Here is a 15,165-nt window from a genome sequence, read left to right as displayed (position 1 = left end):
TTATTTCACTCTGTTCTCAGGCTTTTTACCGGGTTGGCGAGGGCAGCCCTGACGGCATGTACGCTTACGGTAAGCAGTGCCACCGCCAGTACAATTACTCCCCCTGCCAGTATAATCCATACAGGAATGCTGGTGTGGTAGGCGAAGTCCTGTAACCACTGACTCATCAGGAACCATGAAACCGGGGCTCCCAGGAGGAAGGCGATGGCTACGAGCCGGGCGAAGTCCTTTGAAAGGAGGGCAACAATTCCTGATACGGATGCTCCCAGTACCTTGCGCACGCCGATCTCTTTGGTCCGTTGATTCATCGCGAGCAGGGCGGTTGCAAATAATCCCATACAGGAAATAAAGATTGCCAGTATGGCTCCGGCAGTAAAGATATTCGACATCGTCTCCTCCTTCTTGTATTCCCGCTCCGTGTTTTCGTCGAGGAATGAGGGGTTTACCTGACTCTGCGGATTCACGGCCTTCCACACTTGCTGGATCTTTTTCATCGACTCAGGCAGGCGATCTGGCTTTACCTTCACGAATATATAAGACACAGGCCACTCTGTCGGCCGGATGGCCATTGTAAGAGGCTTGATCTCCTGATGGAGGTTTTTGAAGTGGAAGTCTTTCACCACACCGATCACCTTCATCTGGTGCCCGCTGATAGCGAGGGTTGTTCCAACTGGATCCTTTTCGCCGACAAGTTTCGCCATTTTCTCGTTGATGAGGACCGCGGAGGTGTCAGTAGCAAAGGCGCGTGAGAAATCACGGCCTTCCAGCAAAGGAATATCGAGGGTCTTGAGGTAATCGTAATCAATACGCAGCCAATTGGTCTTGATCTGGCGGTTCTTGTAATCAAAGCCCATGACTGAGGTAGTGGATGAGCCATCTAAGCCGCGGCCAAGATTAATGTCAGTGCCTGTTACACTTTGCACCTGGGGCAGCGCAGCAAGCTTGTTTCGCATTTGCTGCAACGCAGCCTCCGGGTCAATATCGTTGCCAATCGGAATGCTGATCACCTCTGTCTTGTTAAAACCCAGAGGCTTGTTGCGCAGGTAGGAAAGCTGCCTTGAGATAATCAGTGTCGAGATGATCAGTATAACGGCAATGAAAAACTGGATGACGGTGAGGACGTTTCGCAATCCATGCCGTGATCCAACTTGTAGTTTACCCTGAAGTGTGCGCACGGTGTTGAAATGCGACATCACCAGGGAAGGATAGCCGCCTGCCAAAGCGGTAGTGAGGATGAATACCAGTAATCCAACCGCGATGGCCCGACCCGAGAAGAGGGTAGAAGGCGAGAGGTTACTTCCGGTAGCAGCGATGTATGACTTCAGGCAAATGAGGAGTAATCCGGCGCCCAACAACAAGGAGACCAGGCAAATGATAAAGGCCTCGCTCCAGAACTGTATGATGAGCTGACTTTTATGAGCTCCGAAAGTTTTCCTGACGCCGATCTCTCTTGCCCTGGTGAAGGATGCGGCGAGAGAAAGGTTGACGAAGTTGCTGCCTGCAATGAACAGGATCACGGCGCTGAGCAGGATCAGCATCCAGGGGAAAAATGTTTTAATGGAAGAACCGACGCCACTGACGCCGCTGAAGTGCAATTCATCCAGGGGGATGAGTTTCAGGTTCAGGAACTGCCCGTTTGCATCGGGCTTTGCTCCGTCGCGCTTCATGCTCTGAATATTGTCGCGAAAGTACTTCGCCAAAAACGGAGATGCAGAACGTGTAAAGGAAGCTGCGCTTACCCCGTCCTGGAGCTCAACAAAGACGGGGTGATTTTGATTGTCCCAGCGGTCGATATTCTCCCGGTAGGCCGGAAAATTCTCGAAGCGGGCCAGTATATCAAATATGATACTCGAGTTCCGGGGCACGTTTTTAGCCACCCCGGAAATTTCATAGCTTTTCCAGCTGTCTCCTGTCTTTATCTCTATCGTGCGGCCCCTGACGTCTGAAGTTCCGAAGAGCTTCTCTGCAAATTCTCTTGTGACTATCACTTCATCTGTCCGGCTAAGTGCGGAAGCAGCACTTCCACTCACCAGAGGGAAGGAAAACATCTGCTGGAAATCCGGGTCGACATATTTTACGGCCAGCTCCAGGTACTTATTTCCCTGCCGTGCCAGGCCGCCCGAATTGCCCATTCTTGACACTCTGGCTATCCCCGGGATCTCTGCTTTGGCAGCAGGGCCGAAGGGGATGGGCATCGATGTTCCTTTCTCCGTTCCGCTCACCTCGTACTGCTCCCTGTATACCTGAAATACGCGGTCCTTCTTAGCGTGGAAATTGTCAAATGAGAACTCGAACATGGCAGTCAGGAACAGCAAAAGCGCTGTTGCAAAGGCGATACTGAGACCCAGGATATGGATGAGAGCGAAAGTCTTTCGTTTTCGCATGTTCCGCAGGGCGATGAGGATGTAGTTCTTTATCATGTCACTAAAGCAGAAATTGATTGTCCGGTCTGCTGCTGGTGATCAGGGTTCAGAATGTATGCCAGTGGGGTAAATGTCTGTCAGGTAGGTGTTTGGGCGGGTTTCTCGGAGCTCTCTTGTTCTCCAGTGAACAGCTTCTGTTCGTTTTCGTACATCTGAAAGCGAACAGAAGCTGACGGGCAATATGAGGAAAAAGCCTCGGTATCTGAAAGGTGCTACAGGCTTAACCTTTCTGCTCCTCTTCCGCCTCCGGCTATTTACAGGCTATGGTAGCCTGGTTGCTGTTAAATGGTTAGCCTCTGGTGCTTTTTGAGCTGGCTGAAAGCTACTTCTTAGGCTGTTTGATTCGACCTAAGAAGTAGCTGCGACTTTTAATTCGCTTTATGCGGTATTGATCCTGCCCGATCACAGTCTTTTTAATGTCTGGCTTCGCCTGTTAGTCCGCTTTATGCGGTATTGACCTCGCGAGCAGCGGGAAACTTATAAGTTCTGATCGAAATAGTCGGTGATCTTCTGCATCAGGTGAACACGGTCACGTCCCCGCACGTTATGTTCGTAGCCGGGATATACGAAGTAATCTACCTGCACTTTGTTATCCACACATTCCTTCAGGAACTTAACCGAGTGCTGCCACACTACGGTGCTGTCAATGGTTCCGTGGATCAGCAAAAGCTTACCTTGCAGATTCTTTACCTTGGTCAGCAGGTTTGCGGCTTCGTATCCTTCAGGATTTTCCTGTGGCGTATCCATATAGCGCTCCGTATACATCACCTCGTACATCTTCCAGTCCATTACCGGGCCGCCTGCTACGCCACACTTAAATACTCCGGGATGTCGCAGCATGAGGGAAGTGGTCATGAAGCCGCCGAAACTCCAGCCATGCACGCCCAGGCGGTTCGCGTCGACAAAAGGCAGCGATTTCAGATAATCCACGCCCTTCAGCTGATCCTGCATTTCGACTGTGCCCAGCTGTCTGAATGTCGCCTGCTCGAACTTCAGTCCTCTGTTGTTGCTTCCCCTGCCGTCCATCGTGAAGATCACATAACCGTGCTGTGCCATGTACTCGTACCACAGGTTGCCGCTTGATGGGAATCCGTTGGTGATGATCTGCACGTTAGGGCCGTTATAGAGGTAAACAATGGTCGGATATTTTTTTGCCGGATTGAAATTTACCGGATAGATCAGCTTCCCATATAAAGGAGTGCCGTCTTCAGCCTTGACGGTAACGTTTTCAATTTTAGGACGCTGATAAGCAGCTAAGGGGTCTTTTGCAGTGAGGAGATTCTTCTTCCATTTACCCGTAGTTGAGACGATGTCGATCACCCTTGGGGCCGAACCGCTTGACCAGCGATCGATCATATAGTCGCCGCTGCTGCTCAGCCCTGCGGAATGCGTTCCTGGCGCAGAGTCAAGCCTCGTCATTTTTCCATTCTCCCAATTCACAGCGTAAATGTTCCGGTCGAGGGGCGACTCTTTCGTTCCCACGATATAGAACGTCTTCCGTTTCTCCGACTGACCAGCAATTTCAGTCACTACCCAGGGTCCTTTTGTTACCTGATTCAGCAGCTTACCGCTGGTATTGTAGCGGTACAGATGCATAAAGCCGTCGCGCTGGCTCCACCAGATAAACTGATCGTTCCTGCCGGGAATAAAAGTAAGGGCATGCTGAGGGTGGACGTATTTATCGTCTTTCTCTTCGAATAAAGTCTTTACGAAGGCGCCGGTCTGCGCGTTATACTGATTTAGCCAGAGATGATTCTGCTCCCTGTTCAGGATGGCTATGTAGATAGAACGCTCGTCGGGACTCCAGGTTACTGCCGTAAGATAATGATCTTTAGGGAGCCCCGTTTCCATAAACACCGTCTTGCCGTTTGCAGGGTTATATACCCCAAGGCTCACCTCATGAGAGGTGCGGCCGGCGAAAGGATACTTGGTATAATGCACGGTAGCGGGAGTATTATCCCAGTTTATGATGGGATAGTTCTCCACCATGCGCTCATCCATGCGGTAGAAGGCGAGATAATTTCCTTTAGGCGAGAAGAATATGCCGCCGCTGATGCCGAACTCATTGCGGTGAACAGAATGGCCGTTCACAATGCCAGGATCTTTGTCGTTGGTAACCGTATGCGTCTTTCCCTGCCGGTCAACCATAAAGAGGTTATTCCCGAGCGTATAGGCAACTTCGTGCGCACTCTTTAGGATGCTGACGTTGTCGGCTGCTTCCGGCAGCTTCAGCCATTCTTTTGAAGTGCCGCTATTCCCGTTCAGCGTGTAGAGGAACAGCTGGTTCCCAACCTGGAAAAGCGCCTCCCTGGAGGAGACCCAGTCGAAGGATGGGATGTTCTTAAGCTGACGGCCAGTTTGGCGGCTCAGCTCGCTGGAGCGGGCAAGTGTGTCTACAGACATGGCCGGAACCGTTCTTTTAACGAGTGCCTCTCCATACGGAGCCGGAACAGCCTGTGTAAACGCATTCTCCCCGGTGACCCAGTTCACCTGCCTGAGATCTTCGCGCGCAAGGTTGGTTCCCATTCCCAGTACCGCGTCTTCCATCGTGAACTGTTTCTGCTGAGCAAAACCGGGCAAACAAAGGCCAAGGCCAATAATAAGAAAAGAAAGTTTCATCGTAATTAAAGTAAAAAGCCGGACAGAATAGATCCCGCACGACAAATATAAGAAAGCTGGCGAGCTGTTGGGGATTGGCTGTTGGCAATCAGCAATCAGCAATCGGCTTTGTCAGCTTGCAGCCGACAGCCATTGGCAGTTAGCGGTTAGCTTTTGGCGATTGGCAATCAGCTTTCAGCAATCGGCAATCAGCTTTCATCTTTCCGCTTTGTCGGCTTGCAGCCGACAGCCGTTGGCAACTGGCAGTTAGCTTTTGGCGATTGGCAATCAGCTTTCAGCAATCGGCAATCAGCTTTCATCTTTTCGCTTTGTCGGCTTGCAGCCGACAGCCATTGGCAATTAGCAGTTAGCTTTTGGCTTTCTGCTTTCCACTTTCTGCTTTGTCGGCTTGCAGCCGACAGCCATTGGCAATTAGCAGTTAGCTTTTGGCTTTCCGCCTTCCACTTTCTGCTTTGTCGGCTTGCAACCGACAGCCATTGGCAATTAGCAGTTAGCTTTTGGCTTTCCGCCTTCTGCTTTGTCGGCTTGCAGCCGACAGCCATTAGCAATTAGCTGTTAGCTTTTGACTTTCTGCTTTCCACTTTCTGCCTTCTGCTTCGAGCTTTCCGCTTTAAGCTTTCCGCTTTATGCTTTAAGCTTTCTGCTTTCCCTACCGCCCGCCGGTTTTCAGGCTGTACTCTTTGATGAGCGCATCAGCAGGGATGCGAAGCAGTTCGCTGAATTTACGTATCATGCTTAGTGATAATGCTTGCTTGTAGTTCAATACCTTGCTTACGGTACCTTTATCGCCATACTCTTTAGCCAGGTCGGCCGGCTTATAACCAAAGTCTTCCATCCTGATCTTGATCAACTCAATAGGATCCACAGCTGGCAGGTCCCAGCAAGCCTTTTCATATTCTGAAATAAGGTGAACCAGCAGAAGCATTTCCCGGTACTCCTCTGTGCCCTTTTGCGCGCGTTTGACTTCCTCATAGCGTGCGACTGCTTTTTCGTAATCCTGTTCAGACTCAATCAAAAACCACTGTGATGTCGGTGCCATATCTTATTTCTTCTTCCTGGTTAAAAACTAACGTTTATTCAGATCGTTTCAGCATCAATCCCATCATATTCGGAATGGGTTCCTATAAACCGTATTTCTACGATTTCCTCGGCGTAATTTACCTCAATGATGAGCCGATATTTATTCCCCACTATCTTGAATCTCGCCCTATCTCCTTTAATAATTTTAGCAGTGGGAAAGCTTGCAAGAAGATCGCTGCTCTGTCTCCATTGTGCCTTCTCCGTTACAGTTTTCCAAACTGACAGACTTTTTCCTGAGTCCGCGTGTTTGCGGGAAAAGTCCTGCAGCTTCTTTAAGAAAATGATCTTCATGCGACGGAATAATTTCTTTAACTGTTCCCCACGCTTCCTGTACCATTCTTTAGAACCGGTGCTTGATTCCCGTCTGTGGTCACTGTTGGGAATCAGGCACCGGCTGATACAAAAATAATAAACAAGTTGGTGTTTTGCCAACTTGTTTATTATTTGCCGGAAACTCTTGAATTACTGACGTCGTTGCTGTCACAAACACAAAGCCGGAGGGGTGCATATAACGCGTTTTTGGCTGAGGAAGAGACCTAAATGGACTGGAGCGGAGGTGTCGGGCGTACTGATGCCGTTGAACATAGGAGCAGTTGCCGGAGGGCTTGTTTCTATTCTACAAGCAGATCCTTTCACCGTGGCAAAGATATTACCAAACAGTTCAGGAATGATATTAACAATCCATAACTTTTAATCCTCTGCTTAGAACCAGCAACCTGCCGCAGGCCTCACTTAGGATCCGAACTCACTCACTTCTCAAGCTGGTAACAGGTGCCGCTTTTGCTGCCCGGAAGGCCTGGGAGCCAATGGTGAGAGCTGCAATAGCCGCCGAGATCAGAAAGGCCAGCACAAAGAAAAGAGGGCTGAGGCTAATGCGGTTCGCGAAGGATTCAAGCCAGCTGTTCATGGCGTACCAGGCGGCTGGTGCAGCTATCGCAAAGGCGATGAGTAGAAGCCAGAGGAACTCTCGTGAAAAAAGCAGGATAATGCCCTTCACTGAAGAGCCAAGGACCTTGCGGATGCCAATCTCTTTCTGGCGCTGGGCCGAAAGAAATGCTACCAGCCCGTAAAGCCCCATACAGCCTATGAGAACAGCCAGAAACGAAAATATCTTGAAGGCCTGGTACATCAGATTCTCCAGAATGTAGAACGGGCTGTTCCTCATGTACTCGTTCATGCTTTTCATCTTTAGGAACTGATCCGGGAACACCTTTTGCCAGTTGTCGCGTATCAGATTGATCGTAGCATTCCGCTGCTCATTCCTTACCTTGATGGCGGCAATGTCTACCCAGTTCCTCGCATAGAACATCATGCAGGGCGTGATCTTGTCTTTCAGCGAAACGTTATAGAAGTCGGCTGTTACCCCGACTATGGTGGCCAGTTCATTCTTGTTTACAATGATCTCCTGCCCCAGCGCTTCTTCAGGACTTTTGAAGCCGAGGGAAGAAACCGTCAGCTTGTTCACAAGGATGTTATACCTGTTGGTGCTGTCGCTAAGCATGGTCCTGTCTGATTCCCGCAGGTTTCTGCCCGCCAGCAGCTTAATGTTAAAGGTGTTCAGGTAGTGCGGGTCGACGAACTTCCGCTCGGTGGACAGGCTCTGGTCTTCTGACCACGACTTCCTGCGTACATCTCCCGATGCATTAGCCTGCGAAGTAGGCGGGCCCGAGCAGAAGGTCACATCCTCAATCTCGGGCGAAGTGCTCAACTGGTTGATGAATAAACTGAGTTTCTGTGATTCGTTTTCAGGAATGTTAACAGTAATAATGCGGTCTTTCTGATAGCCTGTATCACGGGTGAAGAAATAATTCATTTGAGCCGCTACCACAATAGTTCCGATGATGAGAAGCTGTGATACTGTAAACTGCACGATCACCAGCGCCTTCCTCAGAGAAAAGCCGCCCGAAAAGCCCGTTTTCTTTGATTTTAGGGATTGTTTAAGCGCTTCAACAGGCTTGTAGCCCGAAAGGTTCAGAGCAGGATAGTACCCCGCCAGAAAAGTAATTACGACAATAAGAATAGCCAGGAAAAAGAATATGGCAGGAGTTATATGGAGGCCAAAGTCGACCACCGATAACAGGTACTTGTTGAATGCATTCAGAAAGATGTCCGCCAGCACCAGACCTGCAACAGATGCGGCAGTTACGAGCAGGAGTGTCTCGGTCATAAACTGAAGAACAAGCTGCCAGCGGGAGCTTCCCAGGGTCTTTCTGATCCCGGTTTCCTTAGCCCTCTTCAGGGACTGGGCAGTCGCCAGGTTAATAAAATTGATACATGAGGTGAGCAGTACGATGATCCCCATGCTGATAAAGGCGACGATCAGGATTTTCGGAGTTGCATAAGACGTCCCATAGTACTCCTCGTCCGAGTGGACGTCCTTGAGGGCTTGCAGGTGAAACGTTCTCCTCTTAGCCGTTTCTGCCTCCAGATGCTTGCCTTTGAACGCGACGAGTGCCTTTTCGAGTTGTATTGGCTGATAGTTTTCAGGAAGCATGACGAAGGTATAGCTCTCCGAATACATCTCTTCCATGCTATTGGCCACCCGTTCGTTGTCACGGGCGAAAGCTTCAAACGGAAGCAGGAGCCTGAACGGCACATTCGAGTTTCGGGGAATGTCCTCCATAACAGCGGAAATTCTGTAGTCTCTTTTGTTAATCGTTAGCGTTCTGCCGAGTAATTCATTATACCGCCCTTCGAACGCTTTGCCGTAATATTTTTCTGCCAGCTCTCTGGTCAGGATCACCTCGTCAGGATGAGTCAGCAGCCTGTTTTTGCTGCCTGCGAGGATAGGGAAATCAAAAGTCCGAAGAAACCAGGGATCGGCAAAGGTCATTTCATTTTCTTCGAACACCTTCTTGTCGCCCTCAGCAGCAGGAATCGAAACGATAGCTCTGTTCATGGTATAGACCTGAGTGACGGATTCTAGCTGCGGGAAGTCGTTTCGTAAGGCCTTTGCAAGCCCAAACGCAGTATGACCTTCATTCTCGGTGTGATCAGGATAGCGATAATCGGATACGATCCTGTAAATCCTGTCTGCGTGAGGGAGCGATTCATCAAACGAAAGCTCGTGTTTCACGATCACGTACACCACGGTGCAGCAAGCAATGCTGATGCCCAGCCCAATGACATTGATCAGGGAGTGAACTTTGTTCCTGATTAAATTCCGGTAAGTAGTTTTAAAAAACATAATATTTTGATTTGGCTGTTGTCGGCTGTGTCGGCTTGCAGCCGACAGCTATTGGCGATTGGCATTTAGCTGTTAGCTTTCTGCCATCAGCCTTCTGCTTTGTCGGCTTGCAGCCGACAGCTATTGGCGATTAGCCTTTAGCCTTTGGCTTTCTGCCTTGTCGGCTTGCAGCCGACAGCTTTTGGCAATTAGCATTTAGCCTTTGGCTTTCTGCCTTGTCGGCTTGCGGCCGACAGCTATTGGCGATTAGCCTTCAGCCTTTGGCTTTCTGCTTTCACCCTTCTGCTTTAAGCTTTCCGCTTTCCGTCCCCCTGCAACTCTCCCCGCCGCTTATTCCGTTCTGAGGCTCTTGACCGGGTTGGTCAGAGCCGCCTTTATTACCCTGCTGATGACGGTCGTCATCGTGAGACCCAGCACCAGTAAGGCCGACAAGAGGAATAGCCACCAGGGAACACTGGCGCGGTAAGCAAAGTCCGCCAGCCAGCGGTCACTTAAGTACAAACTCACAGGAATTGCTATAGCGAGAGCAATAACGGTCAGTCTTAAATAACCGGAAGAAGAGAGTGCAACAATATCCGTAACCGTTGCGCCCAGCACTTTCCGGATCCCAAATTCCTTAACTCGTTTTTGCAGGTTAAGGCTTACCAGCCCAAATACGCCGGAAAGAGAAAGGAGGATGGACAATAACGAAAAGCAGATCAGCAAGTTCATGAACTGCTGTTCGCTTTTATACATCCGGTCAAATTCTGAATCCATAAACCAGTAGTCAAACGGAAGGCCGCTATTCTCCTTCCACACAGACCGCGCTTCTTTTATAAGCCTTGCCGCATCAGTGGTATAGCGCACCGCGAGATAGCGAAATCCCCTCCAGGGCTTATTTGTGATTATTAGTGGCTCAACCGGCTCATGCAATGAGGCGAAGTTGAAGTCTTTGACCACGCCGACAACCGGATGGCTGCCTTCGCGCTCTATTGTTTTTCCAATAGCATCTTTCCATCCCAGCTTGCGTGCCAGGGTCTCGTTGATCACGTAGCCCTCGCGGTCAGTACTTCTGCCTTCCGAGAAATACCTGCCCGACACCATCTTCAAGCCGAACGCCTTTAAAAAGTTCTCGTCTGCGTCTAGCTGGTGAATCATCATGTGCTGCCGTTGTCCTTCTGCAAGAAAGCCGTTACTGGTAAGATCATTTATCGGAACGTCTGAAAGTCCTGTAACCGAGTGCACGTTTGCCAGTCCCGACAGGGCGAGTGCGATTTGTTCAGGGGCGCCCTCTTTCTCAATGCCTGTCAGGGGAAGGATCATCATATTCTCGCGGTCAATTCCTGTGGGATGAGATTTAATAAAGCTCACCTGACGATAGATGACCAGTGTGCAGGTGATTAAGGCTGCCGAGATCATAAACTGTAATACGATCATCGCCTTTCCGGTCAGACCGCCGGTTCCGCTAGTGTTCTGATCATTCAGATTGCGCCTGATATTGACTCTTCGAAGGTAAAATGCCAGATAGGCTCCCGCACCGGCACTGATCAGGATAAAGATGCCCGCCATTACTGCCACCATTCTTCCCGTCAGCAATGTCTGCAGGGAGAGCTCTGTTGTCGTCAGGCGACTAACAACAGGGCCGAGCGCCAGGATCAGGAGGATGGCAGCAATAAATGAAAGTGTGGTGATCAGGGCAGAATCGGTTAGCCATCTAAAGGAAAGATCGTTGCCAGCGGCCCCTAATACCCGCCTCACCCCAATTTCCCTCAGTCTGCTGAACGATTGTGCTGTATTGAAATTGATGTAGTTGACGCATGAAATAATAAGAATAAGGACAGCCACAGCGGTGAAGACTTTCAGGTTCCTGCTCAGACTGGCGGACGCAGCATCATAATGGAGGTGGATATCTCTTAGCGGCTGGAGGCTCGCCTCTGTTTTGCCGCCGTCCACAGCGTCGCTCTGATTGATATGTCTCCACATGAAGCCGGGGAGTTGCTTTTGCACAGCGGCCGCCCCCTCTTTATTATTTAAGAGAAGATAGGTGATATACCGGTATCCGCCTCTCCAGCTCAGGAAGGCATCAGGATCTTTGTTCAGAGTTGAAAATGAAAGCAGCGAGGAGTATCTGATGTCGGTATTGGAGGGCGCGTCTTCAATTACACCCTTTACTAAAAAGCTTTTTTTCCCATCGAGAAGGACCGTCTTGCCAACGGCCCTTGCAATGTCTCCGAACAGCTTTAGGGCGGTGGTCCGGTTCAGGACAATAGAATGAGGCGAAGCGAGGGCTTCGGATGGACTGCCCTCAAGGAGTTTAAACGAAAAGAGCTTAAAGAAGGAAGGATCCACATAGGGAACCCGATCGATTTTGAAACTCCGCTCGCCGTAACTGATATACGACTGTCCCCCGGTCGACACCCTGCAATATTCTTCGATCCCAGTTAGCTCCGCTTTTGCATCCGGACCGAACAAGGCGGAAAACTCTGGCTCGTCTTTGTCGTAGATCTTACCCTGATCCCAGTAGGTAAAGCCTGCCCGGAATATCCGGTCGCCCTTTTCATGAAAGGCGTCATACTGCTTTTCGTGCTCAAGATAAGCAGCGATCAGCAGCAGGGCAGAAATGCCCGTCGCCAGACTGAACAAGTTGATTGCCGAAATCAGCTTGTTCTGAAAGAGCACCCGGAGAGAGACTTTTAAATAGTGTAGTAACATTAGATATTAGATATTAGTCATGAGATATTAGACATGAGATGTTAGTTATCAGCGGTTGGCGATTGGCTGTTGGCTTTTAGCAATTGGCTGTTGGCTATAAGCTGTAGGCTATTAGCAATTAGCTGTTGGCTTTTAGCAATTGGCTGTTGGCTATAAGCTGTAGCCTTTAGCAATTGACAGTTGATACTTAAACTCAAAACTCAAAACTCAAAACCCACAACTTGCAACTCGAGTCTCACCGCTTATTACTTAAAACTTAAAGTCAAAACCTACAACTTGCAACTCAAGACTTACCACTTACCACTTACCACTTACCACTTACTACTTAAAACTTAAAACCCAAAACCCACAACTTGCAACTCAAGATTTACCACTTATTACTTAAAACTTAAAACTTAAAACTCAAAGCCCACAACTTGCAACTCAAGACTTACCACTTACCACTTACTACTTAAAACTTAAAACCCAAAACCTACAACTTGCAACTCGAGTCTTACCGCTTATTACTTAAAACTTAAAGTCAAAACCCACAACTTGCAACTTGCAACTCAAGACTTACCACTTACCACTTAAAACTCAAAACCCACAACTTGCAACTCAAGACTTACCACTTACTACTTAAAACTTAAAACTCAAAATCCGCAACTTGCAACTCAAGACTTACCACTTACCACTTATTACTTAAAACTTATTACTTACAACTTACAACTCACAGCCCGCAACCCACAACTCATTCCGTTCTTAAGCTCTTTACCGGATTAGCCAGGGCGGCTTTTATTGCCTGCAGGCTAATGGTGGCAATGGCTATCAAGATAGCAGCTGAGCCGGCGAGCAGGAACACCCACCACGGGATGTCAATCCTGTAAGCAAAGCCCTTCAGCCAGCTATGCATCAGGAGCCAGGCCAGGGGAGAGGAGATCACAAAGGCAAGCACCACCAGTCGGAGGAAGTCGGCAGAAAGAAGACTCACAATTCCTGTTACATTTGCTCCCAGTACCTTCCTGATCCCGATTTCCCTGGTCCGCTGGATGGTACTGTAAGAAGCTAGGCCAAGAAGCCCGAGGCAGGAGATGAAGATTGCCAGGACGGCAAAGTTCAGGAACAGCCGGCCAAAGCGCTCTTCATCCCGGTATTGTCTGTCGAAGTATTCGTCAAGGAAGAAATAGCTGAAGGGGCGCGAAGGGATCAGCTGATTCCATTGTTGTTCGATTGCAGCTATCGACTGCCGGATGTTCTTCCCCGAAATTTTAACCGATACCAGCTCGCATCCTTCTGGTTCTATCCGGATAGAAAGAGGTTTAATATCCTGCTGCAGCGAACGGAAATGAAAGTCCTTCACTACACCGACAATCGTTCCCTCGCGGCCCCACTGCTTGAATCGTTTCCCGATCGCTTGCTTGGGAGAGCTGTACCCGAACATTTTTACTGCAGCCTCGTTCAGCATCATTGCTTTAGTCGTATCTGTTCCGAACTCCTTCGAAAAAGCCCTCCCAGCTACAACTTTCACATTGAATTGAGGAATATAGTTGAAGTCGACGAAGTACAGGTCCAGGTTGGCTACCTGCAACTCTCCCTTTGTGTTTTCAATTTCTGAATAGGCTGCCGGATTTCCCCCACCGGGAACGCTTGAAGATAAGGCGGCCGACTGCACGCCGGGAATGTTCAAAACAGACTGCCGGAAGGTCTCTTTTGCCGGATCATTGTTGGTATTGATCACCAGCATCTGGTCCTTGCTGAATCCCAGCTCCTGATTGCGCATGTAGTCCATCTGAAAATAGACTACCAGTGTAGCAATGATCAGGACTATGGATATGGTAAATTGCGAAATAACAAGCGCTTTTCTTAGTAAAATTCCCTTCGTACCTGATGCAAAGCGGCCTTTTAGCACCGACACCGGACGGAAGGAAGACAATACAATGGCCGGGTAGATGCCTGCTACGAGGCCCATTCCGATAGCAATCAGCAAGAGTTCCAGAATATTCGTTGCATTGCTGAAGATGCCTTTGCTAATCGTCTTTCCGGCCAGTTCATTGAACAGTGGCAGCAGGAGCGCAGAGAACAGGACGGCGAGGACAAAAGCAAAGAGGCACAGGATGATCGACTCGCCAATAAACTGTCCTGATAACTGTCTTTTGGCGGCACCTACCACTTTCCGGATGCCGACTTCCTTGGCCCGCTCAATAGAACGAGCCGTGCTTAGATTGATAAAATTGATACAAGCGATCAGGAGGATAAAGATCCCGATGATAGAGAATATGTAGACGTTGTTGATATTGCCCCTCCGCTGTCCGCCTCTGGTCGAGTGCAGATAGACATCCTTAAGAGGTTCCAGAATGAGCGTCGCGTACATCTGGCTTTGCTTCATTTCTTTTCCGTTTCTTCTTTCAAGGAAGGCCGGGAACTTCTTTTCCACTGCTTTGGCGTCCGTGCCCGGCTTCAAAAGAATATAAGCCAGCGCTCCATAGTTTCCCCACTGATCGTCAAGACCCGGAGCCAGTTTTTCAGTAAGCGTATTCATTGAAACCAGCATATCCGCCGTGATTTGCGAGTTCTCGGGAATGTCTTTCATTAGTCCGGTTACCTTCGCAGGCAGACTATTTCCCGTCAAAAGGACCGTTTGTCCCATCGGGTCTCCATTCCCGAAATACCGTTTAGCCGCCGTTTCCGAAAGTACCACACTCAGCTGTTCCTTCAATGCTGTAGCTGGATTCCCCTTCAAAAGCTTGAAGTCGAAGACCTTAAAAAATGTCGAATCGACCAGTAAGGCGTTCGTTTCCTGGAACTTTACGTCGCCTTTTCGAACCAGCACGTCGTAATTGTTAGTGCGCACAAACGCTTCAATTTCCGGGAAGTCCATCTTCAGATGAGAGGGAACTGCCCAGGAAGGCCCGCTGGGATGAATCACCTCCGTCGGAGTCTTAATATCGGCCACGATCCTGTAGATCCTGTCCGCCTTGGTGTGGAAGCGATCATAACTCAACTCCATTCCCACATAGAGGAAGATCAGGAAGAATGCCGTCATCCCGACAGCAAGCCCCAGGATGTTCAAAAAAGAGTAGCCCTTATGTCTCCAGAGGTTACGCAGGGCGATTTTCAAATAGTTCTTAATCATGAGATGGTTGGCTATTGGATGTTAGATGGCTGTTAGCTCTTAGCAATTGGCGG

8 protein-coding genes are annotated in these 15,165 nt (G+C 49.3%); 1 reads left to right on the top strand and 7 read right to left on the bottom strand.

Annotation, left to right across the window (positions count from 1 at the left end):
- Nucleotides 1–5 precede the first annotated feature (5 nt).
- Together ACES2C_RS00780 and ACES2C_RS00775 are read right to left on the bottom strand one after the other, a co-directional pair.
- A complete protein-coding gene (locus ACES2C_RS00780) occupies nt 6–2,420 on the bottom strand; it encodes an ABC transporter permease (RefSeq protein ID WP_374165124.1) in 2,415 nt (804 codons plus the stop codon).
- A 480-nt stretch (nt 2,421–2,900) separates the two neighbouring features.
- Nucleotides 2,901–5,042: a DPP IV N-terminal domain-containing protein gene (locus ACES2C_RS00775; RefSeq protein WP_374165123.1), complete on the bottom strand. Its 2,142-nt coding sequence runs from the start codon at nt 5,040–5,042 to the stop codon at nt 2,901–2,903.
- A 153-nt stretch (nt 5,043–5,195) separates the two neighbouring features.
- Between ACES2C_RS00775 and ACES2C_RS00770 the strand changes: the two genes are divergently transcribed.
- Nucleotides 5,196–5,594, top strand: a complete 399-nt coding sequence (locus tag ACES2C_RS00770; protein WP_374165122.1) for a hypothetical protein — start codon at nt 5,196–5,198, stop codon at nt 5,592–5,594.
- A gap of 97 nt (nt 5,595–5,691) precedes the next feature.
- On the opposite strand, the gene ACES2C_RS00765 is transcribed toward ACES2C_RS00770, so the two are convergent.
- The 5 genes from ACES2C_RS00765 to ACES2C_RS00745 form a co-directional block, all read right to left on the bottom strand.
- Nucleotides 5,692–6,081 (bottom strand): type II toxin-antitoxin system HigA family antitoxin, encoded by a 390-nt coding sequence (locus ACES2C_RS00765; RefSeq protein WP_374165121.1) that lies wholly within the window; start codon nt 6,079–6,081, stop codon nt 5,692–5,694.
- Nucleotides 6,082–6,119: 38 nt separating this feature from the next.
- The gene (locus tag ACES2C_RS00760; RefSeq protein ID WP_374165120.1) at nt 6,120–6,413 is read right to left on the bottom strand and encodes a type II toxin-antitoxin system HigB family toxin; all 294 of its coding nucleotides are present in this window, start codon (nt 6,411–6,413) and stop codon (nt 6,120–6,122) included.
- A gap of 454 nt (nt 6,414–6,867) precedes the next feature.
- A complete protein-coding gene (locus ACES2C_RS00755; protein ID WP_374165119.1) occupies nt 6,868–9,309 on the bottom strand; it encodes an ABC transporter permease in 2,442 nt (813 codons plus the stop codon).
- Nucleotides 9,310–9,639: 330 nt separating this feature from the next.
- Nucleotides 9,640–12,000 (bottom strand): ABC transporter permease, encoded by a 2,361-nt coding sequence (locus ACES2C_RS00750; RefSeq protein ID WP_374165118.1) that lies wholly within the window; start codon nt 11,998–12,000, stop codon nt 9,640–9,642.
- A gap of 730 nt (nt 12,001–12,730) precedes the next feature.
- The gene (locus tag ACES2C_RS00745; RefSeq protein ID WP_374165117.1) at nt 12,731–15,112 is read right to left on the bottom strand and encodes an ABC transporter permease; all 2,382 of its coding nucleotides are present in this window, start codon (nt 15,110–15,112) and stop codon (nt 12,731–12,733) included.
- Between the last annotated feature and the right edge of the window lie 53 nt (nt 15,113–15,165).

Origin of the sequence: Arcticibacter sp. MXS-1, assembly GCF_041902385.1 — a bacterium.
GTDB lineage: Bacteria > Bacteroidota > Bacteroidia > Sphingobacteriales > Sphingobacteriaceae > Arcticibacter.
Note: the sequence above shows the minus strand (reverse complement) of the source record. Positions and strands in the feature narration are given on the sequence as shown.

Bases quoted from the DNA above. Each gene is read 5' to 3' on its own strand.
- ACES2C_RS00780 (WP_374165124.1), bottom strand. From the start codon at position 2,420: ATGATAAAGAACTACATCCTCATCGCCCTGCGGAACATGCGAAAACGA.
- ACES2C_RS00775 (WP_374165123.1), bottom strand. From the start codon at position 5,042: ATGAAACTTTCTTTTCTTATTATTGGCCTTGGCCTTTGTTTGCCCGGT.
- ACES2C_RS00765 (WP_374165121.1), bottom strand. From the start codon at position 6,081: ATGGCACCGACATCACAGTGGTTTTTGATTGAGTCTGAACAGGATTAC.
- ACES2C_RS00760 (WP_374165120.1), bottom strand. From the start codon at position 6,413: ATGAAGATCATTTTCTTAAAGAAGCTGCAGGACTTTTCCCGCAAACAC.
- ACES2C_RS00755 (WP_374165119.1), bottom strand. From the start codon at position 9,309: ATGTTTTTTAAAACTACTTACCGGAATTTAATCAGGAACAAAGTTCAC.
- ACES2C_RS00750 (WP_374165118.1), bottom strand. From the start codon at position 12,000: ATGTTACTACACTATTTAAAAGTCTCTCTCCGGGTGCTCTTTCAGAAC.
- ACES2C_RS00745 (WP_374165117.1), bottom strand. From the start codon at position 15,112: ATGATTAAGAACTATTTGAAAATCGCCCTGCGTAACCTCTGGAGACAT.